This window comes from Pseudomonas sp. SR18 (assembly GCF_023701505.1).
In the GTDB taxonomy this organism is placed as follows: Bacteria; Pseudomonadota; Gammaproteobacteria; order Pseudomonadales; family Pseudomonadaceae; genus Aquipseudomonas; species Aquipseudomonas cyclaminis.
In genome coordinates, this window is record NZ_JAMQAU010000007.1 from 152591 (window position 1) to 177743 (window position 25153).

Annotated in this window: 23 protein-coding genes and 1 pseudogene; 10 read left to right on the plus strand and 14 right to left on the minus strand. The window is 61.4% G+C overall.

Going from position 1 to position 25153, the window contains the following annotated elements:
* Window positions 1-48 precede the first annotated feature (48 nt).
* Both NDJ82_RS12980 and NDJ82_RS12985 read left to right on the plus strand, forming a co-directional pair.
* A complete protein-coding gene (locus NDJ82_RS12980) occupies window positions 49-429 on the plus strand; it encodes a RidA family protein (protein WP_099582929.1) in 381 nt (126 codons plus the stop codon).
* Window positions 430-499: 70 nt separating this feature from the next.
* On the plus strand, window positions 500-2479 hold the full coding sequence (locus NDJ82_RS12985) for a peptidase U32 family protein (protein WP_250925639.1): 1980 nt from the start codon (window positions 500-502) through the stop codon (window positions 2477-2479).
* Here the strand turns inward: NDJ82_RS12985 and NDJ82_RS12990 are convergent.
* Window positions 2457-3362 carry a DMT family transporter gene (locus NDJ82_RS12990; RefSeq protein ID WP_250925640.1) on the minus strand — a complete coding sequence of 302 codons (906 nt, stop codon included), beginning with the start codon at window positions 3360-3362 and terminating at the stop codon, window positions 2457-2459. The genes NDJ82_RS12985 and NDJ82_RS12990 overlap by 23 nt on opposite strands.
* Window positions 3363-3471: 109 nt before the next feature.
* Here NDJ82_RS12990 and NDJ82_RS12995 point away from each other — a divergent pair, with 109 nt between their 5' ends.
* Window positions 3472-3912 (plus strand): Lrp/AsnC family transcriptional regulator, encoded by a 441-nt coding sequence (locus NDJ82_RS12995; protein WP_099582924.1) that lies wholly within the window; start codon window positions 3472-3474, stop codon window positions 3910-3912.
* 117 nt (window positions 3913-4029) lie between these two features.
* Here NDJ82_RS12995 and xylB read toward each other — a convergent pair whose 3' ends face one another.
* Genes xylB through NDJ82_RS13020 form a run of 5 tightly spaced genes read right to left on the minus strand, consistent with a single transcriptional unit; the run spans window position 4030 to window position 9990 of the window.
* Complete coding sequence (gene xylB, locus NDJ82_RS13000) at window positions 4030-5490, minus strand: xylulokinase (RefSeq protein ID WP_250925641.1); 1461 nt, start codon at window positions 5488-5490, stop codon at window positions 4030-4032.
* Window positions 5491-5506: 16 nt separating this feature from the next.
* Complete coding sequence (locus NDJ82_RS13005) at window positions 5507-6499, minus strand: LacI family DNA-binding transcriptional regulator (protein WP_099582921.1); 993 nt, start codon at window positions 6497-6499, stop codon at window positions 5507-5509.
* A gap of 21 nt (window positions 6500-6520) precedes the next feature.
* Complete coding sequence (locus NDJ82_RS13010; RefSeq protein WP_250925642.1) at window positions 6521-7453, minus strand: ABC transporter substrate-binding protein; 933 nt, start codon at window positions 7451-7453, stop codon at window positions 6521-6523.
* A 34-nt stretch (window positions 7454-7487) separates the two neighbouring features.
* A complete protein-coding gene (locus NDJ82_RS13015; RefSeq protein ID WP_099582919.1) occupies window positions 7488-8465 on the minus strand; it encodes an ABC transporter permease subunit in 978 nt (325 codons plus the stop codon).
* A complete protein-coding gene (locus NDJ82_RS13020) occupies window positions 8458-9990 on the minus strand; it encodes a sugar ABC transporter ATP-binding protein (RefSeq protein ID WP_250925643.1) in 1533 nt (510 codons plus the stop codon). The genes NDJ82_RS13015 and NDJ82_RS13020 overlap by 8 nt, the downstream gene beginning before the upstream one ends.
* Before the next feature lie 314 nt (window positions 9991-10304).
* Here NDJ82_RS13020 and NDJ82_RS13025 point away from each other — a divergent pair, with 314 nt between their 5' ends.
* The 4 genes from NDJ82_RS13025 to NDJ82_RS13040 all read left to right on the plus strand — a co-directional run bounded on the left by NDJ82_RS13025 (window position 10305) and on the right by NDJ82_RS13040 (window position 13696).
* Window positions 10305-11654, plus strand: coding sequence for a sensor histidine kinase (locus NDJ82_RS13025; RefSeq protein ID WP_250925644.1), 1350 nt, complete (start codon window positions 10305-10307; stop codon window positions 11652-11654).
* The gene (locus NDJ82_RS13030; RefSeq protein ID WP_099582914.1) at window positions 11639-12022 is read left to right on the plus strand and encodes a response regulator; all 384 of its coding nucleotides are present in this window, start codon (window positions 11639-11641) and stop codon (window positions 12020-12022) included. Before NDJ82_RS13025 ends, NDJ82_RS13030 begins: the two co-directional genes overlap by 16 nt.
* A 9-nt stretch (window positions 12023-12031) precedes the next feature.
* Complete coding sequence (locus NDJ82_RS13035; RefSeq protein WP_099582912.1) at window positions 12032-13264, plus strand: EAL domain-containing response regulator; 1233 nt, start codon at window positions 12032-12034, stop codon at window positions 13262-13264.
* Between the two features lie 84 nt (window positions 13265-13348).
* The gene (locus NDJ82_RS13040) at window positions 13349-13696 is read left to right on the plus strand and encodes a helix-turn-helix domain-containing protein (RefSeq protein WP_158877422.1); all 348 of its coding nucleotides are present in this window, start codon (window positions 13349-13351) and stop codon (window positions 13694-13696) included.
* On the opposite strand, the gene NDJ82_RS27435 is transcribed toward NDJ82_RS13040, so the two are convergent.
* The 3 genes from NDJ82_RS27435 to NDJ82_RS13050 form a co-directional block, all read right to left on the minus strand.
* On the minus strand, window positions 13687-13821 hold the full coding sequence (locus NDJ82_RS27435) for a hypothetical protein (protein WP_256592792.1): 135 nt from the start codon (window positions 13819-13821) through the stop codon (window positions 13687-13689). The two genes, NDJ82_RS13040 and NDJ82_RS27435, sit on opposite strands and share 10 nt — an antisense overlap.
* An 11-nt stretch (window positions 13822-13832) precedes the next feature.
* On the minus strand, window positions 13833-14045 hold the full coding sequence (locus tag NDJ82_RS13045; protein WP_250925645.1) for a hypothetical protein: 213 nt from the start codon (window positions 14043-14045) through the stop codon (window positions 13833-13835).
* 70 nt (window positions 14046-14115) lie between these two features.
* Window positions 14116-14661, minus strand: coding sequence for a hypothetical protein (locus tag NDJ82_RS13050; protein WP_099582907.1), 546 nt, complete (start codon window positions 14659-14661; stop codon window positions 14116-14118).
* 418 nt (window positions 14662-15079) lie between these two features.
* Here NDJ82_RS13050 and NDJ82_RS13055 point away from each other — a divergent pair, with 418 nt between their 5' ends.
* Together NDJ82_RS13055 and NDJ82_RS13060 are read left to right on the plus strand one after the other, a co-directional pair.
* A complete protein-coding gene (locus tag NDJ82_RS13055; RefSeq protein WP_099582905.1) occupies window positions 15080-16489 on the plus strand; it encodes a circularly permuted type 2 ATP-grasp protein in 1410 nt (469 codons plus the stop codon).
* 3 nt (window positions 16490-16492) lie between these two features.
* The gene (locus NDJ82_RS13060) at window positions 16493-17443 is read left to right on the plus strand and encodes an alpha-E domain-containing protein (RefSeq protein WP_112195228.1); all 951 of its coding nucleotides are present in this window, start codon (window positions 16493-16495) and stop codon (window positions 17441-17443) included.
* Here NDJ82_RS13060 and NDJ82_RS13065 read toward each other — a convergent pair.
* From NDJ82_RS13065 to NDJ82_RS13075, 3 genes and pseudogenes are all read right to left on the minus strand, one after another.
* Window positions 17440-17547: pseudogene (locus NDJ82_RS13065) on the minus strand (alpha/beta fold hydrolase); the annotation flags it as partial. The gene NDJ82_RS13060 and the pseudogene NDJ82_RS13065 overlap by 4 nt on opposite strands.
* Window positions 17548-17902: 355 nt before the next feature.
* Window positions 17903-20158, minus strand: coding sequence for an ATP-dependent DNA helicase (locus NDJ82_RS13070; protein WP_250925646.1), 2256 nt, complete (start codon window positions 20156-20158; stop codon window positions 17903-17905).
* Window positions 20155-21804, minus strand: a complete 1650-nt coding sequence (locus tag NDJ82_RS13075) for a VRR-NUC domain-containing protein (protein ID WP_191958531.1) — start codon at window positions 21802-21804, stop codon at window positions 20155-20157. Before NDJ82_RS13075 ends, NDJ82_RS13070 begins: the two co-directional genes overlap by 4 nt.
* A 187-nt stretch (window positions 21805-21991) precedes the next feature.
* Between NDJ82_RS13075 and NDJ82_RS13080 the strand changes: the two genes are divergently transcribed.
* Window positions 21992-22216, plus strand: coding sequence for a YgdI/YgdR family lipoprotein (locus NDJ82_RS13080; RefSeq protein WP_099582899.1), 225 nt, complete (start codon window positions 21992-21994; stop codon window positions 22214-22216).
* Window positions 22217-22347: 131 nt separating this feature from the next.
* Here the strand turns inward: NDJ82_RS13080 and NDJ82_RS13085 are convergent, their stop codons facing one another.
* Window positions 22348-23772 carry a polyurethane esterase gene (locus NDJ82_RS13085; protein ID WP_250925647.1) on the minus strand — a complete coding sequence of 475 codons (1425 nt, stop codon included), beginning with the start codon at window positions 23770-23772 and terminating at the stop codon, window positions 22348-22350.
* A gap of 41 nt (window positions 23773-23813) precedes the next feature.
* Window positions 23814-25151 (minus strand): TolC family outer membrane protein, encoded by a 1338-nt coding sequence (locus tag NDJ82_RS13090; RefSeq protein WP_099582895.1) that lies wholly within the window; start codon window positions 25149-25151, stop codon window positions 23814-23816.
* Window positions 25152-25153: the final 2 nt, after the last annotated feature.

The window sequence follows — 25153 nt, forward strand, 5'->3', positions numbered from 1 at the left end:
TTTCGGGGACCATGGGCGCCTTTACGAACCGTCCAACGAGAGGCACCCATGGCCAACCACGACCTGTCCTACACCCCCGATCCTGATGCCGATTCCATCTCCTCCGACGTGATCGGTTTCAACGGCATCCTGGTCTCCACCCAGATCCCGACCCGCGCTGACGGCAGCCTGGAGCTGGGCGATATCACCCTGCAATGCGAATGCACCCTGCAAGCCCTGAAAGTCGCGCTGGAAAAGGCCGGCAGCTCCATGGACCGGGTGATGCACCTGACCATCTATCTGACGGATATGGCCGATCGCGCCGCGTTCAACGAGGTCTACAAACGCTTCTTCGCCAAGCCGTGGCCCGTGCGTGCGGCGGTTGGCGTAGCTGCGTTGGCGGTAGAAGGCATGCGCGTGGAAGTGACCGCGATGGCCGCCAAGGCCTGAGTGCGTGCCGGTCAGGCATTTCACAGCTACAATGCGCGCCTCAACCGTGACAAGCCTGACTAAAAAAACTATGTCCATGCCCAAGCATCACCTGGAATTGCTCAGCCCTGCCCGCGATGTCGCCATCGCGCGCGAGGCGATCCTGCATGGCGCTGACGCCATTTACATCGGCGGCCCCAGTTTCGGCGCTCGCCATAACGCCTGTAACGACGTGAGCGATATCGCTCAGTTGGTAGAATTCGCCCACCGTTACCATGCGCGCGTCTTCACCACCATCAACACCATCTTGCATGACAACGAACTGGAACCCGCACGCAAGCTGATCCATCAGCTCTACGATGCCGGTGTCGACGCGTTGATCGTCCAGGACCTGGGCGTAATGGAGCTGGATATCCCGCCCATCGAGCTGCACGCCAGCACCCAGACCGATATCCGCACCCTGGCCCGCGCAAAGTTTCTCGACCAGGCCGGTTTCTCGCAGTTGGTGTTGGCCCGTGAGCTGAACCTGCAAGAAATCCGCGCCATTGCCGACGAGACCGATGCCGCCATCGAGTTCTTTATCCACGGCGCCCTGTGCGTGGCGTTCTCCGGGCAGTGCAACATCTCCCACGCGCAAAATGGCCGCAGCGCCAACCGTGGCGATTGCTCCCAGGCCTGCCGCCTGCCGTACACCTTGAAAGACGATCAGGGCCGCGTCGTGGCCTTTGAAAAACACTTGCTGTCGATGAAAGACAACAACCAGAGCGCCAACATCCGCGCCCTGGTCGAAGCCGGTGTGCGTTCGTTCAAGATCGAAGGCCGCTACAAGGACATGGGTTATGTGAAGAACATCACCGCCTATTACCGCCAGCGCCTCGACGATGTGCTCGAAGACCGCACGGACCTCGCCCGCGCATCCAGCGGCCGTACCGTGCACTTCTTCCTGCCTGACCCGGAAAAAACCTTTCACCGTGGCAGCACCGACTATTTCGTCAGCGACCGCAAGATCGACATCGGCGCCTTCGATACCCCGACCTTCACCGGCCTGCCGGTAGGGACCGTGGAAAAAGCCGGCAAGCGCGACCTGCAGGTGGTCACCCATGAGCCGTTGTCCAACGGTGATGGCCTGAACGTGCTGGTCAAACGTGAAGTGGTGGGGTTCCGCGCCAACATCGCCGAGCCCAAGGGCGAGTTCGAGGAAGACGGCCAGAAGCGCTACCGCTACCGCGTCGAGCCGAACGAAATGCCCGCCGGCCTGCACCAGTTGCGGCCGCACCATCCGCTGAACCGCAACCTCGACCATAACTGGCAACAGGCACTGCTCAAGACCTCAGCCGAGCGCCGTATCGGCCTGTCGTGGGTGGCGCGCCTGCGTGAAGAGCAACTGGAAATCACCGCGACCAGCGAAGAAGGCATCAGTGCTGGCGTTACCCTGCCCGGCCCGTTCGGCGTGGCCAATAAGCCTGAGCAAGCGCTGGATACCCTGCGCGACCTGCTTGGCCAACTGGGCACCACCGAGTACCACGCAACGGATATCAAGCTGGACGCGCCCCAGGCGTTCTTCATCCCCAACTCTCAGCTCAAGGCATTGCGCCGTGAAGTGATCGAAGCACTGACGGCTGCCCGTGTCGCCGCCCACCCCCGTGGTGGACGCAAGGCCGAAACCGCCCCGCCGCCGGTGTACCCGGAAGCGCATTTGTCGTTCCTGGCCAACGTTTACAACCAGAAGGCCCGCGACTTCTACCACCGTCACGGCGTCCAGATGATCGACGCGGCGTTTGAAGCCCATGAAGAAACCGGCGAAGTGCCGGTGATGATCACCAAGCACTGCCTGCGTTTCTCGTTCAACCTGTGCCCTAAACAGGCCAAGGGTGTGACGGGCGTGAAAACCAAGGTCGCGCCGATGCAATTGATCCATGGCGACGAAGTGCTGACACTGAAGTTCGACTGCAAACCGTGCGAGATGCACGTGGTGGGCAAGATCAAGGGGCATATCCTTGGCCTGCCGCAGCCGGGCAGCGTGGTTGAGCATTTCAACCCGGACAAAATCATCTTCCAGGGCACACACTGACACTGCGGGAGCGGGGCCACCACCAGCCCCGCTGCAACCCGGCAGCCGCCAGCAGAATCGTTGCCACTCCCAGCCATTGCAGCCAACCCAGTTGGTGTCCGAATGCAATCCAGTCGACACCTATCGCCGCTATCGGGTAGATAAACGATAGCGCGCCGGTCATGGCCGTCGGCAGTTTCTGGATCGCGCCGTACAGCAACACATACATCAACCCGGTGTGGACCACACCGAGGGTGACCAACGCCGGCCAGGCATAGCTCGTCTGCGGCAAGCTGTTCCAAGGCACCAGCGGGGCCAACAGCAATGCGCCGGTGATCACCTGGATCAATGCCAGCAAATGCGGCGGCACGCCCTTCAAGCGCTTGATGATCAACGCCGCGACCGCATACAAAAACGCCGCACCCAACGCCAGCGCGACGCCCGCCATATAATCCCCGCCACTGCCTTGTTGATCGCCATGAGCCGTGACGATTGCCAGCATCCCCAGGAACGCCACGCTCAGCCAGGCCAGCTTCTGCACGGTGATCCGTTCGCCAAGAAACAGCGCCGCCAGCATGACCAATATGAACGGCTGCACGTTGTACACCGCCGTACTGATGGCGATGGACGCACGGGAATAGGATTCAAACAGCAGCAGCCAATTACCGACGATGGCCACGCCGCTGAGCATCGCCAACCCCAGCTTGGCCCAACTGAGCAGGTCCAGGCGCAGGTAACCCAGCAGCGCACAGACCAGCAGTAACGTCAGCCCGCCGATCACGCAGCGCCAGAACACCACTTCGATCACCGACACGCCCGACACCAGCACAAACCAGCCAATGGTGCCGGAGATCAGCATGGCGGCGACCATTTCCCACAAACCGCGACGGATGGATGTGTCCATGATTGAAGCTCCTCAAGTGAGGCTCAATTATGGCAATCTGCTGGGTGGCGGCTCCAGCGACTAAATCAGGCCAGATGCCCGGATCACCTTTACTTATTAGGCGAATACCATGATTGACACTATCGACCAGCAACTGATCACGGCGCTGATGGACGACTCGCGATTGTCGCTCAAGGTGTTGGCGGGCATTACCGGGCTGTCCTCGCCCAGCGTCAGTGAACGCCTGCGCCGCCTGGAAGAGCGCGGCGTGTTGACCCACTACACCGTAGACGTGGACCCCAAGCACTTCGGCTATCTACTGCAAGCCATCGTGCGCATCCGCCCCCTGCCCGGCCAATTGCAGGAAGTGGAACGCCAGATCCAGGCGATCCCCGAGTTCACCGAGTGCGACAAGGTGACGGGCGAAGACTGCTTTATCGCCCGCCTGCATGTGCGCACCATGGACCACCTCGACAGCTTGCTCGACCGCCTCAACGTCTACGCCGAAACCAACACCGCCATCGTCAAGAAAACCCCGGTGAAGCGGCGTTTGCCGCCGTTGGCGGACTAGATGCCAAGTACTCACTTCGTCGCGTAGCCGCTGTCGAGCGCAAGCGAGGCTGCGTCAGCGCAGTGTCAGGCACACCGCACACTCAGCCCCGCCAAAGCTCGGGGGATATTGATTGCTTCAACTACGCAGCGCCTGCGCAGCCCTCAGTAAGCCTCGAAATTGCACATACCGCGCCTCCAGCACTGGCTGTTGTGACTCGTCGGGCAGGTAGCGCGCCTTGACCGGCATGCCCTTCGCCAGCAACTCCTCGCCCTGCCCTACCGCCAGCAACCCCAGCTTCGCCGCCCCGATACACGCGCTCAGCTCGCTGCCGTGCAGGGTATGAATTTCCCGCTGAAGGATATTGGCCAATAACTGCGCCCAATACTCGCTACGTGCACCACCGCCCACCAGCGCACAGGCGCCCACGCTGGCACCAGCCGATTGCACGGCGCGCAACGCATCCAGCAAGCCAAAGCCAACGCCTTCCATCACCGCATATCCGAGCATGGCCGGTGTGCAGTCGTGCCCCAGGTTCATGAAACCGCCACGCAACAAGGGATCGTTATGGGGCGTGCGCTCCCCGGCCAGGTACGGCAAAAACAACGGCGTGTTCAGCGGCACCGCCTGGGTGATCGGCAATTGCGCATGGACCTGATCGAGCAACGTTTGCTCATCCGCCGTTCCGGTCAGTCGCGTGACCCAACGCAGGCAACTGGCGCCCGCGAGCATGGCGCCCATGGTGTACCAGCGCTCGGGCAACGCATGGCAGAAGCTGTGAACTGCGCTGGCCGGGTTGCCAGCGGCATGATCGGTAATGGCCACAATCGCCGCGCTGGTGCCCAGGGTGATGAAACCGTCACCGGCGTTGATTGCACCGATCCCCACAGCGGCCACCGGGTTATCACCGCCACCACCGGCAATCACAACGTCTGCTGAAAAACCGAGGTCACTCGCGGTCACACGCGCACTCGGCGCACCACCTTCCACCAGCCTGGGCATCTGCGCAGGCGTGAGGCCCGTTGCGTGCAGCATCGGGGCGAACCACTCGCGGCGCGCCACATCCAGCCACAGCGTACCGGCGGCATCCGACATCTCGCTGATGCGCTCACCACTCAGGCGCAGACGCAGGTAGTCCTTGGGCGACAGCACGCAGTCAATCGCCTTGAACACGTCAGGCTCATGCCGCTGCAACCACAACAGCTTGGGTGCGGTCAGCCCGGCCATGGGCAAACTGCCGGTGACGTCGGCAAACGCCGACCCCAGTTGCTCGGCTTCGGCCACAGCGCGGGAGTCATCCCACAGGATCGCCGGGTACAGCACGCGGTCGTCATCACCGAGTAAAACCGCACCGTGCATCTGCCCGGACAACCCGATACAGGCCACACGGGCAAACGCCTCATGCCGACGCAATTGGTCCAAGGCCTGTAGACAGGCCTGCCACCAGTCTTCAGGGGCCTGCTCGGACCAGCCGCTGTGGCGCCGCGACACACTCAAGCGCACGCCGGCATGGGCCAGCACGGCACCGTCGGTGTCCATGAGGATGGCCTTGAGTTCAGAAGTGCCGAGATCAATACCGAGGGAAACAGGACCGTTCATACGTGGGTTATTCCAATCAATCACAGCCGCAGGAGTTACGTAATTGCAGGGTCGGCGCCAGTCGTACGCTCTGCGGCGGCGAGCTGGGCGAAGCCATGCGTTGCAGCAATAAGTCCACCGCACGTGCGCCGAGGGCCTGGACCGGCTGTGCGATCAGGCTCAAGCGCGGCACGAAGAAATCCGCCCAATCGAAATCATCGAAGCCCACCAGGGCCATCTGCCCCGGCACCTCGATCTGCGCCTCCCGCAGTGCCTGCATGGCACCGAGGGTCATCAGGTTATTGCCGGCCATGATTGCCGTAGGCGGCGCAGCCAGGCGCAGCAACTGCACGGTGGCCTGGCGTGCCGGCTCGGTGTTGGAGCCGCCGTTGACCAACAATTGCGCATCAAACACCAGCCCCGCCGCCTGCAACGCCGCTTTATACCCGGCCACACGCTCATCCGTGGTACTGAACCCGGCACGCCCGGCAATAAAAGCGATACGGCGATGCCCATGGGCAACCAGGTGTTCAATAAGGGCCTGGGTCGGCTGCGCATTCTCCACCCCGACCTGATCGAACTGCTCACTCATCATGCGATCCACGAGCACCGCCGGAATCTCGTTGGCCTGCAAGTACTCCAGGGCCATCGAGCCGTTGGACGGCGCCAGCACAATCCCGTCGACGCGCCGGTGATGCAGCGCCGTGACCACCCGCAACTCCTGCTCCGGGTCATCATGGGTATCGACAAACAGCATCATGTAGCCGTGTTTGGCGCACTCGGTTTCAATCGCGTGCACGGTTTCGCTGAAGTAATGGTTGGACAACGCCGAGATCGCCACGCCAATGGTGTTGGTACTGGAACGGGCCAGCGAGCGCGCCAGGGTATTGGGGATATACCCCAACGCCTGGATCGCCCGCTGCACCGCCTGCACCGTGGCCGGGCTGACTTTGCGGGTGCCGTTCAACACATGGGACACGGTCGAGGTCGACACCCCCGCCCGGCTTGCCACGTCATCCATGGTGACCACGGCGCGGTTCCTTTCAAAAGATCAATGTTTACTCGACCAGCCGCTGTACGTACCGACGTTGTCGCGCGTGATGAGTTTGGGGGTGAGCAGGGTAACCGCTTCGGCCGGGGCTTTGTCATTGAGAATGTCATTGCCCACATTCACCGCGGTCTGGGCCATGGCCCAAGGGTCCTGGCTGGCAGAGGCCTGGATCTGGGTGTCGGTCTTCAAGGCGTTCTCGATATCCGGCGCGCCGTCCACCGAGGTAATGATGATGCCGCTGCGCTTGAGCTGCTTGGCCGCCAGGTCGCTGCCGATAGCCTGCGGGTCGTTGATCGCGAACAGCCCGTCGATTTTGGCGAAGCGCGTGAGGTAACCCTGCATCACATTCAAGCCGCCTTCGCGCGAGCCCTTGCCGTCCTGGTCGTCGGACAGCACCTTGATCTCCGGCGCCCCGGCCAGCGCCGCCTTGCAGCCTTTGACGCGGTCGGTCACGGCGGTGACTTGCGGGCCGTTCTGGATGATCACATTGCCTTTGCCCGAGAGCTTGTCCACCAGGTACTGGCAGGCGAGCTTGCCGGCTTCGACGTTGTCGGTCTGCACGGTAGCGTTCACGCCTTTTGCGTCGACGTCCACCGCGACCACGACGATCCCGGCATCGCGGGCCTTCTTGATCGCCGATGCCATGGCGGAGGGGTCCACGGCGTTGATCAGAATCAGGTCGACCTTGGACGAGATGAAGTTATCGATCTGTGAGAACTGCTTGCTCAGGTCATAGTCGGCCGACACCGAGGTGACCTTGACGCTGGGGTTCAGCTCCTTGGCGCGGGCGGTTGCGCCGTCGGCCAGGGTCACGAAGTACGGGTTGCCCAACGAGCCCATGCTGATGCCCAGGGCTTTGAGTTCACGGGCCTCCACGGCTTGGGATATCAGGGCAGCCAACGCAACGACGGGGAACAGGTGTTTAAGCTTCATGGTGATCTCTCTTGTGATTGTTGTATGAGTGAAATCAGGTCCGCGCACCGGACTGGCGATAACGATCCAGCGCCACCGCGCCAATGATCACGATGCCCTTGATGATGTACTGCCAGATATCCGAGACGCCCAGCAGCACCAGGCCATTGGTCAGCACCGCGATAATCAGCGCACCGATCAAGGTGCCGCCAATGGTGCCCACGCCGCCGGTAAAGCTGGTGCCGCCGAGGATCACCGCCGCAATCGCATCCAGCTCATAGGATTGCCCGAGTTGCAGGCCATTGGCCGCGAACAGCCGCGAGGCGCTCATCACCGCACCGAGCCCGGCCAACGCACCGGACATGGCATAGACAAACAGCAGCACCTTCCACACCTTGATCCCGGACAGCCGCGCCGCCTCTGGATTGCCGCCCACCGAATAAATCTGCACGCCCATCACCGTGCGGCGCAGGATGAACCACGACAGCGCCACCACCGCCACGGCGATCACCACCAGCCACGGCACACCCAGGATCGAGTCGTTGCCGATAAATGCAAACGGCAAGTCGGGGTTGAACACCGTCTTGTCGTCCGCCAGCAACCGCGCCAACCCACGCATGGCGGTGAGTGCACCGAGGGTGACGATAAACGGCGGCAGGCGCATAAAGGCAATCAACCCACCGTTGACCAGCCCCAGCAGCAGGCCAAAGCCAATCCCGGCGGCAATCCCGAACATGCCGAACTGCGGCGACATCGACGCCTGCAACGCCACCACAGCGGATGCCGCCAGAATCGCGCCCACCGACAGGTCGATGCCCGCCGTGAGGATCACAAAGGTCATGCCCGCCGCCAGCACCACGTTGACCGAGGCCTGCTGGGTGATGATCGACAGATTCTGCACCGTCAGGAAGTTCTCGCTGGCCAAGGCAAAGCCCACCAGCAGCAGGATCAGCACCGGCAACATGCCGACCGTGCGCATCAGTTCGCGGGCGCGCTCTGCCTTGCCTGTTGTTGCAATCATTGAATCAGCCATGGGCAACCACCTGATCGCCACCGGTGGCGAGGTCAATAATACGTTCCTGGGATATAGCGTGGCCCGAGGCCCCGCCGACTTCGGCCACCAACTGGCCTTCGCGCATGATCAGCACCCGGTCGCAGGTGCCGATGATTTCCGGCAGCTCGCTGGAAATCACCACGATGCCCACGCCGGCCTGGGCCAGTTGGTTGATGATGCGGTAAATCTCGGACTTGGAACCGATGTCCACGCCCCGGGTAGGTTCGTCGAGGATCAGCACGTGGGGCTTGACCTCCAGCAGCCGGGCCAGCAACACCTTCTGCTGGTTGCCGCCGGACAGCGCGCCCACGTTGACCTTGCCCGACGCCACGCGAATCGACAGTGACTTGATGGCAGCATTCGCGCGTTGCGCCGCATGCCCGCGATCGAGTACGCCACCTGCGTGGGCATCCGGCACGCAAGCGCAGACGTTGATGTTGTCGGCCACGCTCATGTCCAGGAACAGGCCCTGGGCCTTGCGGTCTTCGGTGAGGTACACCACGCCGGCGCGAATCGCGTCTGCCGGGGTGCGCAGTTGGGTGACGGTTTTGCCCACCACTTCCAGGGTGCCGCTGGTGCGTGGGTCGGCGGCAAAGATCAAGCGCGCCAGTTCCGTGCGCCCTGCTCCGACCAGCCCGGCGATGCCCAGCACTTCACCGGCGTGTACGTCGAAACTGCAGTTGCGCACGCGCTTGCCATCGGCCATGTCGCGCACACGCATCACCACGTTGCCGGGGTTGTAGGCGGCGTGTTCCTTTTTATAGAAGCCGGAGAGGTCGCGGCCCACCATCATCTTTACCAGCACCTCGGCCGACAGCGCGTCGCGGGTCAGTTCGCCGATGTACTGGCCGTCGCGCAGCACCGAGACGCGGTCGGACAACTCATAGATCTCGGCCATGCGGTGGCTGATATAGATGATCGCCAACCCCTGGCTGCGCAGTTGCTTGATCAGCGCGAACAGGCGGTCGGTCTCGCGGGACGACAGCGGCGTGGTGGGTTCGTCCATCACCAGAATCCTGGCGTGGGCGTGCAAGGCGCGGGCGATTTCCACCAGTTGGCGCTCGGCTATCGACAGGCTGCTGACCTGGGTGGTCGGCGTGAACTCCGCGCCCAGGCGTTGCAGCACTTCGACGCAGCCCGCCTGCATGGCCTTGCGGTCGATGGTCCAGCCTCGGCGCAGTTCGCGGCCCAGGTAGATGTTCTCGGCCACGCTCAGGTTCGGGCACAGGCTCAATTCCTGATAGATCACGGCGATGCCGAGGGCTTTGGCGGTGGCGGGGTTGTAGGTGGCGATGGCTTGGCCGGCAATGCGGATTTCGCCGCCGGGATCGGCCTGGTAGGCGCCGGAGAGGATTTTCATCAGCGTCGATTTGCCGGCGCCGTTCTCCCCCATCAAGGCGTGGATTTCGCCGGGGTAGACCTTCAGGCCGACACTTTTGAGCACGCGCAAACCGTTGAAGGTTTTGCTGATGCCCTGCATCTCAAGCAAGGGTTCAAGGCTCATCAATGAGCTCCTGGTTTTATTATTTTTGTGGTCGAGCGAGGAAGACTCTAATTCAGATACATTTGCTTACGCAAGCGCTTGCCTGCGCCTTTTATCGATTAGTGAAACGTTTCATCAACGCACAAAACTAAAAACACCCAAATGCAGACGTATCACACCAAACGGATACGGTTAGCCATCAAAGCGCCATAATCTCTGCTATTGTCCAAGCACCTCATCTCCTCCTCGTCGCGTCATTGCGATCTTCTGTGAGCATGCTCTGCGCCCTCGCCTGCTGACGAAGGCGGGCCTGAAGTTCACGGAACGCGCTAACGATGGAAACACCTGGAATCACGCCGCCGCAGTCACGCGCGGAAAAAATCGTCGAATTCAAACGTCAGAAAACCCTGCTCAAGACCGGTGCCCTGCAAGACGCCATCTTCAACAGTGCTTATTTCTCCAGCATCGCCACCGACGAAAAAGGCGTGATCCAGATCTTCAACGTCGGCGCCGAACGCATGCTCGGTTACGCCGCAGTCGATGTAGTCAACCGCATCACCCCCGCCGATATATCCGACCCTGCTGAGCTGATCACCCGCGCCGCCGCCCTCAGCCAGGAGCTCGACACGCCCATCACGCCTGGCTTCGAGGCGCTGGTGTTCAAAGCCTCGCGGGGCATTGAGGACATCTACGAGCTGACCTACATCCGCCAGGACGGCAGTCGCCTGTCCGCCATGGTGTCGGTGACGGCGTTGCGCAATCGCAATGACACCATCATCGGCTACCTGCTGATCGGCACCGACAACACTGCACGCAAACAGGAAGAAGCCGAGCGCAAAGGCTTTGAGCGCGCCCTGGAAGAAAAGAACCTGGAGCTGGAACACGCCAACCTCATGAAGTCCGAGTTCCTCGCGACCATGTCCCACGAACTACGTACGCCGCTGAATGCGGTGATCGGTTTTTCCGAGGCGTTGAAGGACGGCCTGGTGGGCGATATGAGCGAGATCCAGCGTGAATACATCGGCGATATTTTCACCAGCGGCCAGCACTTGCTGTCGCTGATCAACGACATCCTCGATTTGTCCAAGGTCGAGGCCGGGATGATGGACCTGGAACTGGAGCCGGTGGAACTGGCCGGCCTGCTGGCCAACAGCCTGCTGATCGTGCGCGAAAAGGCCGCCCTGCAGCGTATCCAGCTCAAACTCGACAGCCAGGACGACCTGGGCACGTTGGTGCTGGACCTGCGCAAGACCAAGCAGATCGTCTACAACCTGCTGGCCAATGCGGTGAAGTTCAGCGCACACGGCAGCGACGTGACCCTGGCGGTACGGGAGGTCGGCCGCGCGCAAGTCGGCGAGGTCCCCGGCGATTGGCCGGTACACGGCTTTGCCCTGCAACCCAGCGTGCACCAGCGATTCCTTGAGCTGAGCGTAAGCGATAGCGGTATCGGCATCGCCCCGGATGACATGGGCAAGCTGTTCAAGGCCTTCAGCCAGATCGACAGCAGCCTGGCGCGCAAATTCGAAGGTACCGGGCTGGGCCTGGCGATGGTCAAGCAACTCACCGACCTCCAGGGTGGCAGTGTTGCCGTGGCCAGCCGCGAAGGCCTGGGTGCGCGTTTTGTGGTGTGGCTGCCGCTGCATCGTGCGATCGACACAGCGGAGGCCACATGCCCGAAATCCTGATTGTCGAAGACAACGAAGCCAACATGCGCCTGGCGCGCTTGTTGCTGGTCAACGCCGGCCACAGCGTGTTGTGGGCCGCCGATGCCGAGAGCGGCCTGACCATGGCCCGCGAACACCAGCCGGCGCTGATCCTGATGGATATTCAATTGCCAGGCATGGACGGCCTGGCAGCCACCCGATTGCTCAAGCAAGACCCTCATACCGCGCACATCCCGGTGATCGCCCTTACCGCCATGGCCATGAAGGAAGACCGGGAAAAAGCCCGGTTGGCCGGGTGCGACGCGTATGTCAGCAAACCCCTGCGCTACAAGGAGCTGTACCAGGAGATCGACACCCTGCTGAACCCGACCCTCACTCCTCCTGTATGAGTCCTCTCCATGGCCAGCTCACCCGCAACGCTATTGATCGTTGACGACGAACCCCAGGTTCGCAAGTTGTTGGAAACCCTGCTGCATCACGAGGGCTACGTGACCCAGAGTGCCTGCTGCGGTGAAGAGGCCTTGCGCCTGGTGGCGCAGCAGCCGCCGGACCTGATCCTGCTGGACATCATGATGCCGGGCATGGACGGCTACGAGGTCGCCAGCCAGCTCAAGGGCAACCCGGCCACGGCGAACATCCCGATCATCATGCTTTCGGCGTTGAGCGACGCCAGTGCGCGGGTCAGCGGGTTGGAGACGGGCGCTGAAGAGTTCATCAGCAAACCGATTGAACGGGTCGAGTTGTGGCTGCGCGTGCGTAATTTGCTGCGGCTCAAGGCCCATGGCGACGAGCTGAAAAAACACAGCATCATGCTTGAGCAGCAACTGCACGCCGATGACACCACCCTGTTTACGGTGCACGACCTCGCACGCCAAGACATGGAAAAAGCCCTGCGCGGCGCGGTTGAACGCAATGAGTTCACGCTGCATTACCAGCCCAAGGTCGAGGTAGCCAGCGGAACAGTCTGCGCCTTGGAAGCCCTGCTGCGATGGGACCGGCCCGGCTATGGTGCGGTCTCGCCCGCGGTGTTTGTGCCGATCCTGGAGAGCCTGGGCCTGATCGTACCCGTTGGGCGCTGGGTCATTGAGCGGGCTTGCGAACAGATCGCCCGGTGGCAGCGCAGCGATATCGGTGCACGGGAGGTCTCGGTGAATGTCTCCGGCCTGCAATTGATCAACGGCGACCTGATTGCCGACATTGCGCGAATCCTCGCCAAAACCGGGGTTGAAGCGCACTGGCTGGAGGTTGAATTGACCGAAGGCTCACTGATGGAAAACACCCAGCGCACCATCGCCAGCCTCCAACGTTTGCGCGCCATGGGCGTGAAGATCTCCATTGACGATTTTGGTACCGGCTATTCAAGCCTGGCCTACCTGCGCCGCTTTCCCCTGGATACATTGAAGATCGACATCGCCTTTATCCGTGAAGTCACCACTAACCCGCAGGACGCGGCGATCACCCGCACGATTATCGAACTGGCCCACGGACTGGGCTTGCTGGTCGTCGCCGAAGGCGTAGAAACCGCTGCACAACTGGCGTTCTTGAAGGAGGCCGGGTGTGATCAGATTCAAGGTTATCTCTACAGTCGGCCACTGCCAGTGGAAGCGCTGGAGCAACTGTTGCTCGCGTAGGGCACGCATGACACATCGAAAAAAACTGAATTTCGCACCGTACCGCAGCTTCTAACTGTCAGGACCAGCAGCGCGAGAAATGCGATGAAAAAGATCGGCCAGCGGTTGTATGAAGAGCGCCAACGCCTGGGGTATTCCCAGCAATACCTGGCTCAGGCCGGCGGCGTAACGGCGCGGGAACAGCGGCAGTATGAGCTGGGGGAAGATATGCCGCGCGCCGATTACCTCGCGGCGTTGGCCGCTGAGGGCGTGGATGTGGTGTACGTGATTACTGGCAAGCCCAGCACTGTTATATCCATCAGCCGTGCGCAGGCGCAAACACTGATCGACAACCGCGTGCTGGGTCAGGAATTGCCGCCGGACGGGCAGGATGAAGGCGACATCTACTTCATCCTGGACCCGTCGTCACGGGACACATCGGATCAATCCTGATCCTCGGTATTGCCCACGTCCGCCGCTTCATCCAGATCATTCAGCGGCACTTCGGCATCATCCATCAATGAACCTGGGTCTTCATTGCCTGGGTCGTTGAGTTCTTCGTCGAGTTCTTTTGACATGACCCTCTCCTCTATCCGCCTTGTGTGTCGATGTCCGCATCGGTTTCAGGCTTGTGCTCAGGCTCAGGCTCGAAATCGGGGCTATAAGCGTTCTCCTCGGCTTTGGCATCACGCCCGGCATTCGGGTCTTTTGGTGCATCCGCAGCCGTCGACGGTGCTGGCTCGCCGCCATCAATCGCCGGGTCGTTACGGTTGCTGGTTTGCGGGTCGTCAGTTGTGCTCATGGTACTCACCTCTACTTGGCCTACATGATGTTAAGGCGCTGCGAGGCCGCTTGAAGTTCCGTTCGATTGCTTAGCGGATGGGATTGTCGATCTGGATGTAGAACGCATACATCCCCAGCAACAGCCAGAACGCCATGAACAACCACGGTGCGCGCATCGAAAACAACAGCGACTTGCGATAGCCCTTGTGGGACGACTCCACTTCCGAGAACAGCGGCGACTCGTCATAGGCCAGGCCCATCACTGGCTCGCTGCGCAGCAGCTCGCTTTGCTTGTAATGCCAGTGATCAATGATGTCGTAGGCCGCACGAATGCCCGGCCAGGCGTTGAGCGAGCTGAGGATGCCCAGCACCGCCAGAAAGACCGGCACCACCAGGGTAAACAGCTTGCCCCACTCCGGATTGAGATTGCCCATGCCCGATACAAAGGCGATGACCAGAAACGACTGCGCCGTGAGGTACGCATCGGTGCGGTTGGCGAGGATGCTGGTTTCGTACTGGATCTCGCGGCGGTAGAAGTCCAGGCGGTCCTTGGGTGAACCAAAGATCTTGGCGCTGTGTTCGCTGTGATCGGTCAGCGCCGCTTCCGGTGTGTGCGGAGAGATGATTCTGGGCACGATCGTGCTCCATTAGGCTTCGAGTCCTGTTAGAAAAACCTGGCGCGGATGAAGTTCAAGTTTGTTGCGCACCAAACAAGGGCGCCCATTGCCTCTTTGTGGGGATTGGGCTTGCTCGTCGCTGGAGTGCGCAGCGATGCGATTCTTTTTGGGGGCTGCTGCGCAGCCCGGCGCGGGGCAAGCCCGCTCACTACAAGGTCATTGAGCACGCGGGCATGGGTTTCGGCACACGCATTGCTTAACCCATTCATCTGCCCGTAAACAGGAGCAATCGTTACCCCCCGACCCAGAGCCGACCTCATAAGAAAGTAAGGACCAGGCCTGCTGGCACTCTGCGCCACAGGCTCATAAAAACATGCGTTTTTTAAAGCGGCAGTGCCACCCCCCACGCAACCCTGGGCACTGACAAGGTACTGGAATGGCTCGATCTTTCTTTGATGAAATGAATGACGCAAATGGCGTATGCCGTGCGCACTATCAGGATTTCTCCCGCTGGCTGGCCAACACGCCGCCGGAACTGCTGGCCCAGCGCCGCCGCGAGGCCGACCTGCTGTTCCACCGCGCCGGGATCACCTTCACCCTCTATGGTGACGAGCAAGACACCGAGCGCCTGATCCCCTTCGACATCATCCCCCGCAGCATCCCCGCCAGTGAGTGGAGCGTGATCGAACGCGGCTGTATTCAGCGGGTCAACGCGCTGAACATGTTCCTCGCCGATATCTACCACGACCAGCGCATCATCAAGGCCGGGATCATTCCGGCGGATCAGGTGCTGGGCAATGAGGGTTATCAGAAGGCGATGGTCGGGCTGGACCTGCACCGCGATATCTACTCGCATATATCCGGCGTCGACCTGGTGCGCGACGGCGACGGCACGTACTACGTGCTAGAAGACAACCTGCGCACTCCCAGCGGCGTGAGCTACATGCTCGAAGACCGCAAAATGATGATGCGCCTGTTCCCGGAAGTGTTCGCCAAGCAGCGCATCGCACCCGTGGACCACTACCCCAACCTGCTGCTCAAGACCCTGAAAAGCGCCAGCCGCCTGGATAACCCCAACGTGGTGGTGCTGACCCCTGGCCGCTTCAACAGCGCATTCTTCGAACATGCGTTCCTGGCGCGGGAAATGGGCGTGGAGCTGGTGGAAGGCGCCGACCTGTTCGTGCACGACCTCAAGGTCTTCATGCGCACCACCGACGGTCCCAAGGCGGTGGATGTGATCTACCGGCGCATCGACGATGCCTTCCTTGACCCCCAGGCATTCAACCCGGACTCAATGCTCGGCGTGCCTGGCCTGGTCGCGGCCTATTGCGCCGGCAACGTGGTGCTGGCCAACGCAATAGGCACTGGCGTGGCGGACGACAAGTCGATCTACCCCTACGTGCCGGCGATGATCAAGTTTTATCTGGATGAAGAGCCGATCCTGCAAAACGTGCCGACCTTCCAGTGCCGCAAGCCGGATGAACTGTCCCATGTGCTGGCCAACCTGGGCGAATTGGTGGTCAAGGAAACCCAAGGCTCCGGCGGCTACGGCATGCTGGTCGGCCCCGCCTCCACCGCCGCCGAGATCGAGGACTTCCGCCAACGCATCAAGGCCCGTCCTCACGCCTATATCGCCCAACCGACCCTGAGCCTGTCCACCTGCCCGACCTTTGTCGAAAACGGCATTGCCCCGCGGCATATCGACCTGCGGCCCTTCGTGCTTTCGGGCAAGGAGACCCGCCTGGTGCCCGGTGGCCTGACGCGGGTGGCGCTGCGTGAGGGCTCGTTGATCGTCAACTCGTCGCAAGGCGGCGGAACCAAGGACACCTGGGTGGTGGAGGGCTGAATCATGTTGAGTAGAACCGCCGCAGATCTGTACTGGATGTCCCGCTACCTGGAGCGCGCCGAGAACCTGGCGCGCATGCTCGAAGTCAGTTACTCGCTGTCGTTGATGCCGCAAGCCGGGCACACCGATGGCCTCGACGAACTGGCCATGTCGTTGCTCAGCAGCGGCACCCTGGACAGCTACCTCGAACGCCATGAAACCCTGGACGCCGAGCGCATGCTGCACTTCTTCGCCCTCGACGAAGAAAACCCCGCCAGCATCTACAACTGCCTGCGCGCCGCCCGTGGCAATGCTCACGCCGTGCGCGGGCGCATCACCGCCGATATGTGGGAAAACCTCAACGCCACCTGGCTGGAAATGCGCAGCATCGCCGCCGGCGGCCTGGCGCGACACGGCATCAGCCACTTCTGTGACTGGGTCAAGCAGCGCTCGCACCTGTTTCGTGGGGCGACGTCCGGCACCATCATGCGTAACGACGCTTATCGGTTTATCCGCCTGGGCACCTTCGTTGAGCGTGCGGACAACACCTTGCGGTTGCTGGATGCACGCTACGAGATGTTTGGCGAAGAGTCGGAAGAAGTCAGCGACCTCTCGGCACGCGGGTATTACCAGTGGAGCGCCCTGCTCCGTGCGCTTTCGTCCTTCGAGGCGTATACCGAGCTGTACCCCAATGCGCTGAATGCGCGCTCGGTGTCCGAATTGCTGTTGTTACGCAGTGATGTACCGCGTTCGTTGCATGCGTGCATCGAGGAGTTGAGCCATATCCTGGCGGACCTGCCCGGCAGCTATGGCCGTGCGGCGCAGCGCCTGGCGGCGGAGTTCGAGGCACGGCTGCGCTATACCGGAATTGATGAAATTCTTGAAGACGGCCTGCACAGCCGTCTCACGGACTTTATCGACACCGTGCGGGAATTGGCGCGGGCGATCCATAGTTCTTATCTGGAAGTGGTCTAGCGCTGGCGTAAAAAATCCAGCAGCAGCCGGTTGACCTGCGCAGCCTGCTCGTTCTGGATCCAGTGCCCGCAGTTGGCAAGAACATGCTGTTCCAACTGCGGGGCGGGCCCTGCTCGGGGCCGGCGACGCGTTGCTCGGTGGATTGGCTCATGAGGCATAGGAATCTACACAACTCTTAAAGGTTGACACCGAACCCTGTGGTGAGCGGGCTTTTTGTGGTGAGCGGGCTTGCCCCGCGCTGGGTGGCGAAGCCGCCCCAATCCAGGCACCGCGTTTTTTCAGTCATAACCCATTGGCCGGTTTTGGGGCCGCTTCGCCACCCAGCGCGGGGCAAGCCCGCTCACCACAACAGCGCGTTTGACATAGATTCCGCATTCACTGGAAGTTTGGCCCTTGTTCTAGTCAGGTGAGGCTGCGCGATGGGCGCTCTCCAGGCCATCATCATTGATGACGGGAATATCAGTCGACCGTCCACCAGCGCGGCAACAACTGACGGACCCGTGCCTCGCCGAAGCGGTCATCGATCAGCATCACCACACCCTCATCCTGCTGACTGCGGATCACCCTGCCCGCGGCCTGCACCACTTTCTGCACGCCGGGATACAGATAGGTGTAGTCGTAACCGGCACCGAAGATCGCTCCCATACGCAGCTTCATCTGTTCGTTGACCGGGTTCAGTTGCGGCAGGCCGAGCGTCGCGATAAACGCGCCAATCAACCGTGCGCCGGGCAAGTCGATACCTTCGCCGAAGGCACCACCAAGCACCGCAAAGCCGATGCCCTGGCTGTGTTCGGTGAACTGATCGAGAAAGGCTTGGCGTTCGGCCTCCGCCATGCCCCGGGACTGCTGCCACAGCGCGATCCGTGGGTGTCGCTCGGCGAGCAACTGCGCCACTTGTTGCAGGTAGTCAAAGCTTGAGAAAAACGCCAGGTAGTTGCCCGGCTGCTGCGCGAACTGGCGGGCAATAAGCTCGACGATGGGCGCCAAGGAGGCTTGGCGATGTACAAAACGGGTGGAGATTTCATCAACAATGCGCACACGCAGTTGGTCAGCCTTGAACGGCGACTCCACATCGATCCACGCGGTATCCGTCGGCAGCCCAAGCAGATCGGCGTAATAGTGGCGTGGGCTCAAGGTTGCAGAAAACAGCACGCTGCTGCGGGCAGCCGTCAGCCGGGGGCGGATGAATTCGGCGGGCACCACATTGCGCAGGCACAGGATTGAACTGCTGCGCTTGCCGTTGAGTTGGCGTTTGCTGATGTCGAAGATGAAGTGCTCGTTGAACAGCTCGGCGACCTTGGCAAATTGCAGGGCTTCGAAGTAGAAGGCTTGCAACTCACCGTTGAGGGCTTCGGGGTGGTCGTTGAAGTAATCACCCAGGGCGCTGGCGCACAGGCTCAAGGCCTGGAGCAGTTTTTCCGGGCGGACGGCGTAGGCCTGGTACGGCGCGAGCTGGTCCTTGTGCAGGGCATTCCATTCGCGGTTCAGGCGCTGCAGGGGTTTCTTCAGCGGCTCGGGGGCGCAGTCGCGCAGGGTCTTGAGGCTGTATTGATCGAGGCTGGCGCTGTACATCGAGCGACCACGCTCTACCAGGTTGTGGGCTTCGTCCACCAGCACGGCGGCGCGCCATTGGTTGAGTTGGGCGAGCCCGAACAGCATGGCGCCAAAGTCGAAATAGTAGTTGTAGTCGGCGACCACCAGGTCGGCCCAGCGCGCCATTTCCTGGCTGAGGTAATAGGGGCAGACGTCATGGGCCAGGGCAACCTCGCGCAGATTGTGCTGGTTGAGCAGGCTTACCTTGGACGCAGCACTGCGCGCAGCGGGCAGACGGTCGTAGAAACCCTTGGCCAAGGGGCATGAATCGCCGTGGCAGGCTTTGTCCAGGTGTTCGCAGGCTTTGTCCCGCGCCACCAGTTCCAGCACGCGCAGCTCCAGGCCGGGGCTGCTGGTGAACAGCACCTGTGACGCATCGAGGGCGAGCTTGCGACCGGGGGTCTTGGCGGTGAGGAAAAACACCTTGTCCAGTTGCTGCGGCGCCAGGGCCTTGAGCAGCGGGAAGATTGTGCCAATGGTCTTGCCGATGCCGGTGGGCGCCTGGGCCATCAGGCAACGGCCGGTGCTGACGGCCTTGTACACCGACTCGGCCAATGTGCGTTGGCCGGAGCGAAAGTCGGCATGGGGGAAACTCAAGGCCTGCGCGGCTGCGTTGCGCGCTTCGCGGTGCTGCATTTCCTGTTGGGCCCAGCCGAGGAAGAGCGCGCATTGCTGGTTGAAGAACGCCTGCAGATCGGCCGCCTGGAAGCGTTGATTGAGCAGGGTCTCGCCCTCGCCGACGATATCGAAGTACACCAGCGCCAGGTCGATTTCGCCCAACCCCAACTTCTGGCACATCAGCCAGCCGTACACCTTGACCTGAGCCCAATGCAGTAGCCGATGGTTGGCCGGCTGGGCATCAAGGTCGCCACGATAGGTTTTGACTTCTTCCAGGCGGTTGGCATCGGGGTCGTAGCCGTCTGCCCTGCCCCTTACTGTGAGTTGTTGGTACTCACCCTCCAGTGCCACTTCGTTCTGGTACTGCGCACTGCGGCGCGAGGCAACCGTGCGGTGGCCGACAATCCCTTCCTGGGCGCTGGGCGACGGGGTAAAGCGCAGGTCAAGATCGCCGACCTTGGCTGTGAACTCACACAGTGCACGCACGGCCACGCTGTAACTCAAGCCGGTTGCTCCGCCCAGCGCACGTAGCAGACGGTGACCGGCATCTGGTGCTCGCCACAAAACTCCAGCCAGCGCAGTTGATTGTCTTGCAGGCGGTCGCCAGGGCCTTTGACTTCGATCATGCGGTAGGTTTTTTGCGCTGGCCAGAATTGGATCAGGTCCGGCATGCCGGCGCGGTTGGCGCGGATATCCAGCAGCAGGCGCTCGAACCAGTAGCGCAGGTGGGCGGCGGGCAGGCATTCGAGGGCCTGCTCCAACAGGTCTTCACTGAGCAGGTTCCAGAACACGAAGGGCGACTGAATGCCCCACTTATCGGCGTAGCGCTGGCGAATAAGGTGTTTGTACTGCTCATCCTGCAATTGCTCGAAACAGGCGGCGAACAGCGGCGCACGGCGTTGGTGGAAATCTTCGCTGTGCAGGTCCGCCGGGCCGCGCTGGAACGGGTGGAAAAACGCCCCCGGCAGCGGTGCGAAGATCGCGTCCCAGCACAGCAAGCCGAACAGCGAATTGATCAAGCCGTTTTCCACGTAATGCACCGGTGCATCGGGCTCGCTCAAATGTGCCTGGACGCAGTACTCCACCGACATCACCGGTTCCGGCAGTGCCAGTTCCAGGTCCAGGCGCGAAACGTCCCGTGGTTTCAGCTTGGGCAGCCTGGGTTCACCGAGTTTGCGGCGCAGGCGAGGCATGACGCGCAGCAGGTGTTGCTGCTCGGCCGCACTTTCCGGTGCCTGTTGCGCGGCACTCGCCAGGGCCATGGCCTGGGCATAGTCCTCCTGACGCTCCAGCACGCGGATCAGTCGCGCACGTGCGCCGGGATAGGCGCAGGTGCGGTAGATCTGCTCGGCCAACGCCAACTCCGCGCTGCGCTCGCAATACTGCCCCACCTGGAACAACAGCTTGGCCCGGCGTTTTTCCAGCCAGGGGTTGTCGGTGGTCAGCGTGGCCACCTGCGCCAGCACGTCGTGCAGCGCTGCGCCGGTTTCAAAGGCGTGCTGGCATTGGTGCAGGAACAGCACGCCGTGCACGTCATCCCGGCTGCGCAAGCCACGGGATTCCGCGCAGAACGCCACTTTTTCGTAGGTGTAGATGCCCAGGTCCGCCAGCACGAACTCCGACCAATCCTGGTGCAGATTGCCGAAGAACATCAGGCGCAGGCGGTCACACAGGTCCATCACGGTGAGGCTGTACAGCGGTTCGGCCAGCGCCGGGCACCATTGGGCAAAGCTGCGGGTTTCGCTGAACTGCGCCGTCAGGCCCTCAAGCCAGTCGGCCTTGTTGCCCTTGGGGTGGTCGATCCAGGGCTTGAACGTGCTGAGGATTTCGCCTTTTTGCAGCAAGGCGAACACTTCTTCAAAGGCCAGCAGGCATTGATCGTCCACCCAGCCCAATGCTAGCAATGGCATCGCAGCGGCGTGGGTACAGCCGACCTCCTGGTAGCTGAGTTTGCCAGCACGAAAATGCACACCCTTGCGCATCACCATGCGCACCAACAACGCCTGGGACGGTTGCGCCAAGCTGTCGAATTGCTGAATGAAATGCTCTTCGTCAGGCTCCAGCAAGTCGGCATAGCGCTGCCCCAGCCAATGCAGGACCTGGCGGAAGTTATGCAGGTAATAGAGCGGATCGTCGAGGGGATTGGCCATGGCGCGAGCGAGTCAAATACTGGTTATGCATACAGAGTGCCGCCCCTGCTGCTCTGTTGCAATCGGTAATAGATAAATGGCTCACGCAACTTTTTGTATAAAAGTGATCAGATGGGGGAGTCGATCGCGTAACATTTATGGCCCGCAGCCTCTGGCGCGGGACTTTTCAGGGTTAACGGTAAGGGTTATGAACATGAAGAATTTGGGTCTGCCACTGGTTGCACTCACTTTTCTGGTATTGGCCGGTTGCGCGACGCAAACCGTAGTGACGCTGCAAAATGGCACTCAGTACCTGACCCAGGACACGCCAAACGCCAAGACCGCCGACGGTTTTTACGAGTTCACCGACATCGCCGGCAAGCGCGTCCGTGTGAAAGCCGAGGATGTGGCGACGGTGCGCAAGGAAAAATGATTGCCAGCCGCCGACAGTGAGCAACTGACTGAGCAACTGTGGGAGGGGTGGGTCTTCAGCCGATATCTTTATTGACTGACCCACCGCTATCGGGGGCAAGGCCCCTCCGACAGGTTTTACCCCATTCCCGTTCAAGCGATAGTGATCCCCTCCCCCGATAAGCCGACCACGCCCACCAGCGTCACCGAATCCCCGCCAAAACTGATGACCGTATCCCCGCCCACCACCTTGGCGTGATCCCGATAATCACCAGCGCTCTGCACGTCCGTGAACACCAACTTGTCCGTCGGCTGATAGCCAATCACTCGGTCCTGGCCAAACTGCCCGCTGAATAAAAACGTGTTGTGCCCGCTGCTGTCGCGGATCGTGTCATTGCCCTTGCCGCCTTCGATAAAGTCCGCGCCCTTGCCGCCCTGGATCAGGTCGTTGCCATTGCTGCCGATGATGAAGGTGTTGCCCTTGTGCGTTTCGGCGTTGCGGTTGAGGTCCTGCACCCAGGTGGTGGCCCGTGCGGGGTCGGACAGGTTGGCGACGATAACCGTCGAGTCGCGGGTCATCTGTTCATAGAACCCGGAATCGAGGATACGCGTCATGCCGTCGCCATACCCGGTGGGCAAATGGGCGATCCAGGTCGGCAGGTTGGTGATGGAGAACGGCAGTACATTCCACAGCGTCGAGGCGTAATGGTCGTTGAAGCTGACGATATTGTCGGTGGTCGATTCATGGGGCTTGTCATGTACGCCCAACGACGACCAGTTGAAGGATGAACCGTCCAACGCACGGAAAACCGGGTCGTTTTCATAGCCGATATTAAGCACCTTGTCCCCGCTGCTCTGGGTTGGCGAGGCGTAGGCCACGTAGTTGGCGTCCTGGTAGAAGCCCGCCCATTTGCCGGTGCTCAAATCGGCCATGCTGTTGACCGCCAAACCGCCCAGGCTGTGCCCGCTGACCACCACATCGTGGCCGCTGAGCCCGTGGGCACTGGCATAGTCGGCGACGTTCTTGAGTAAGCCGCCGAACGCTTCGCCCGCGTAGTTTTTGGCATAGTCCTTGGGGCCCAGGGCGGCGAGTACGTCACTGACCAGGTCGCCGATGGAGTCGCTGATCAGGCTTTCCCGTGGGCCGGATGTACCGCGAAAACCGATGCCGATTTCCAGCAGCTTGCCGGCGTTGTCGTACTTGCCCAGCACTTCGACCTGGGCCGTGGTGTAGCCGGCTTTTTCGCCGAAGAACGTGCCCCTGGCGTCGACCTTGCCGGTGTAGCCCAAGGTGCTCGCACTGATCGGCGTCCAGCCGGCCTTTTGCACCGCCTCCAGGGCGGCTTTTTCTGAATCCGGGTTCCAGGGAATGCCGGGAATCACGCCCTGGGAATCGCTGCTGCCGAGCAATGCGCCGACCAGGGTGGCCGGCAAACCGAACCCCAGCCCGTTGTGCTGATAGCCCACGGCAAAGCCGTTATCCAGGTTGTGGTAGGAATACAGCGTGATCGCCATGGCATCGGCGAACAGTGCTTTGGAGCCCTCGGTACCGAGGTTTTTGTAGTCAAAGACACCCATGGTATTGCCTCTCTTGTTGTTGGAATTAGCGAGAAAACCCATTAATGCGCTGCCGGGCCGAACGCCTCGTCCACCTTTGCCAGGTCGGTGTCGCGCAGGTTACCGGCGTAGTAATGCAACTTGGTCCAGGCCATCAGGTAGTCGTAACGCGCCTGGGCCAGGTCGCGGCGGGTGCTGTAGAGCTGCTGCTCGGCATTCAACGCATCCAGGTTGACCCGCTCACCACCGAGGATGCTCTGCTGGGTCGACACCACCAGCGCTTCGGCAGAGGACAGCGCTTTCTGATAAGCACGCAACTTGCTCACGCCGGACAGGCACGCACTGAACTGGCGACGCAATTCGATCAAGGTTTCGCGCGTCTTGCCTTCCAGCTCGTACTCGGCCTGCTCCATGGCGCGGCTGGCCTGGCGCGTGGATGCCGAGACAGCGCCACCGGCATACAACGGCACGCTGACTTCCACGCCGATGGTGTTGGTGTCATAGCGCTGGTTGTAGGTGTTGCCGCTGTCGGATTCCTGCTGGCGTGAACTGGCGTACGCCGTGACCTTGGGCAGATGCCCGGCGCGGTTGCGCTCCACTTCATAACGCGCCACTTCCAGGGCCTGGCGCTGGGAGGCAAGCGTGGGGTTATTGCTGATCGCCAATGCGTGCCACGTGTCGTAGTTGGCCGGGCTCAAGGTGAATGCGGCGAACCCCTGGTTCAGCGGCGCCAGGTCGTGGATGTTGACGCTCTGCACGCCGATCAAGGCGCCCAGCTCCCGCAATGATGCGTCCTGTTCGTCCAGCGCTTCGATCTCTTCGGCGGTGGCCAGCTCGTAGCGCGACTCGGCTTCAAGAATATCGGTACGGGTGCCCTCGCCTTGCTGGAACAGGTGCCGGTTCTGCTGGAACTGCTGCTCGAAGGCCTTCTTCTTGGCGCGGGCGATGTCGATCTGGTCCTGGGCGAACAGCGCCTGGGTGTAATAGGTCAACACGCGCACCAGCAACGCCTGGCTCTTGTCGCGAAAACTTTCGTCGGCAAACAACGCCTGGGCCACGCCTTTGCGGTAATTGGCATAGGCCTCGTAGTCGAACAGCGGCTGTTGCAGGCTGAAGGTGGAGCCGTAGCTGTTGTAGTTGCGGTCGTCGTGATAATTGCCGCCGCGCCCGTCAGGCAACGTGGCCTGGGAATTGTTGCGCCCCTTGTTGTAGTTGTAGGACAGCTTGGGCAGCAGCCCGGCGCGGCCGATGGTGCGGTTTTCCAGGCCGGCGTCACGTTCCTTGATCGCGCCGAGGAACACCGGATCGTTGCGCAAGGCTTGCTCGTACACATCGAACGGGCCCATGGCGGCGTGGGCGCTGGTGCAACTCAACAGCACAGCGAAGAACACAGGTTTCATGT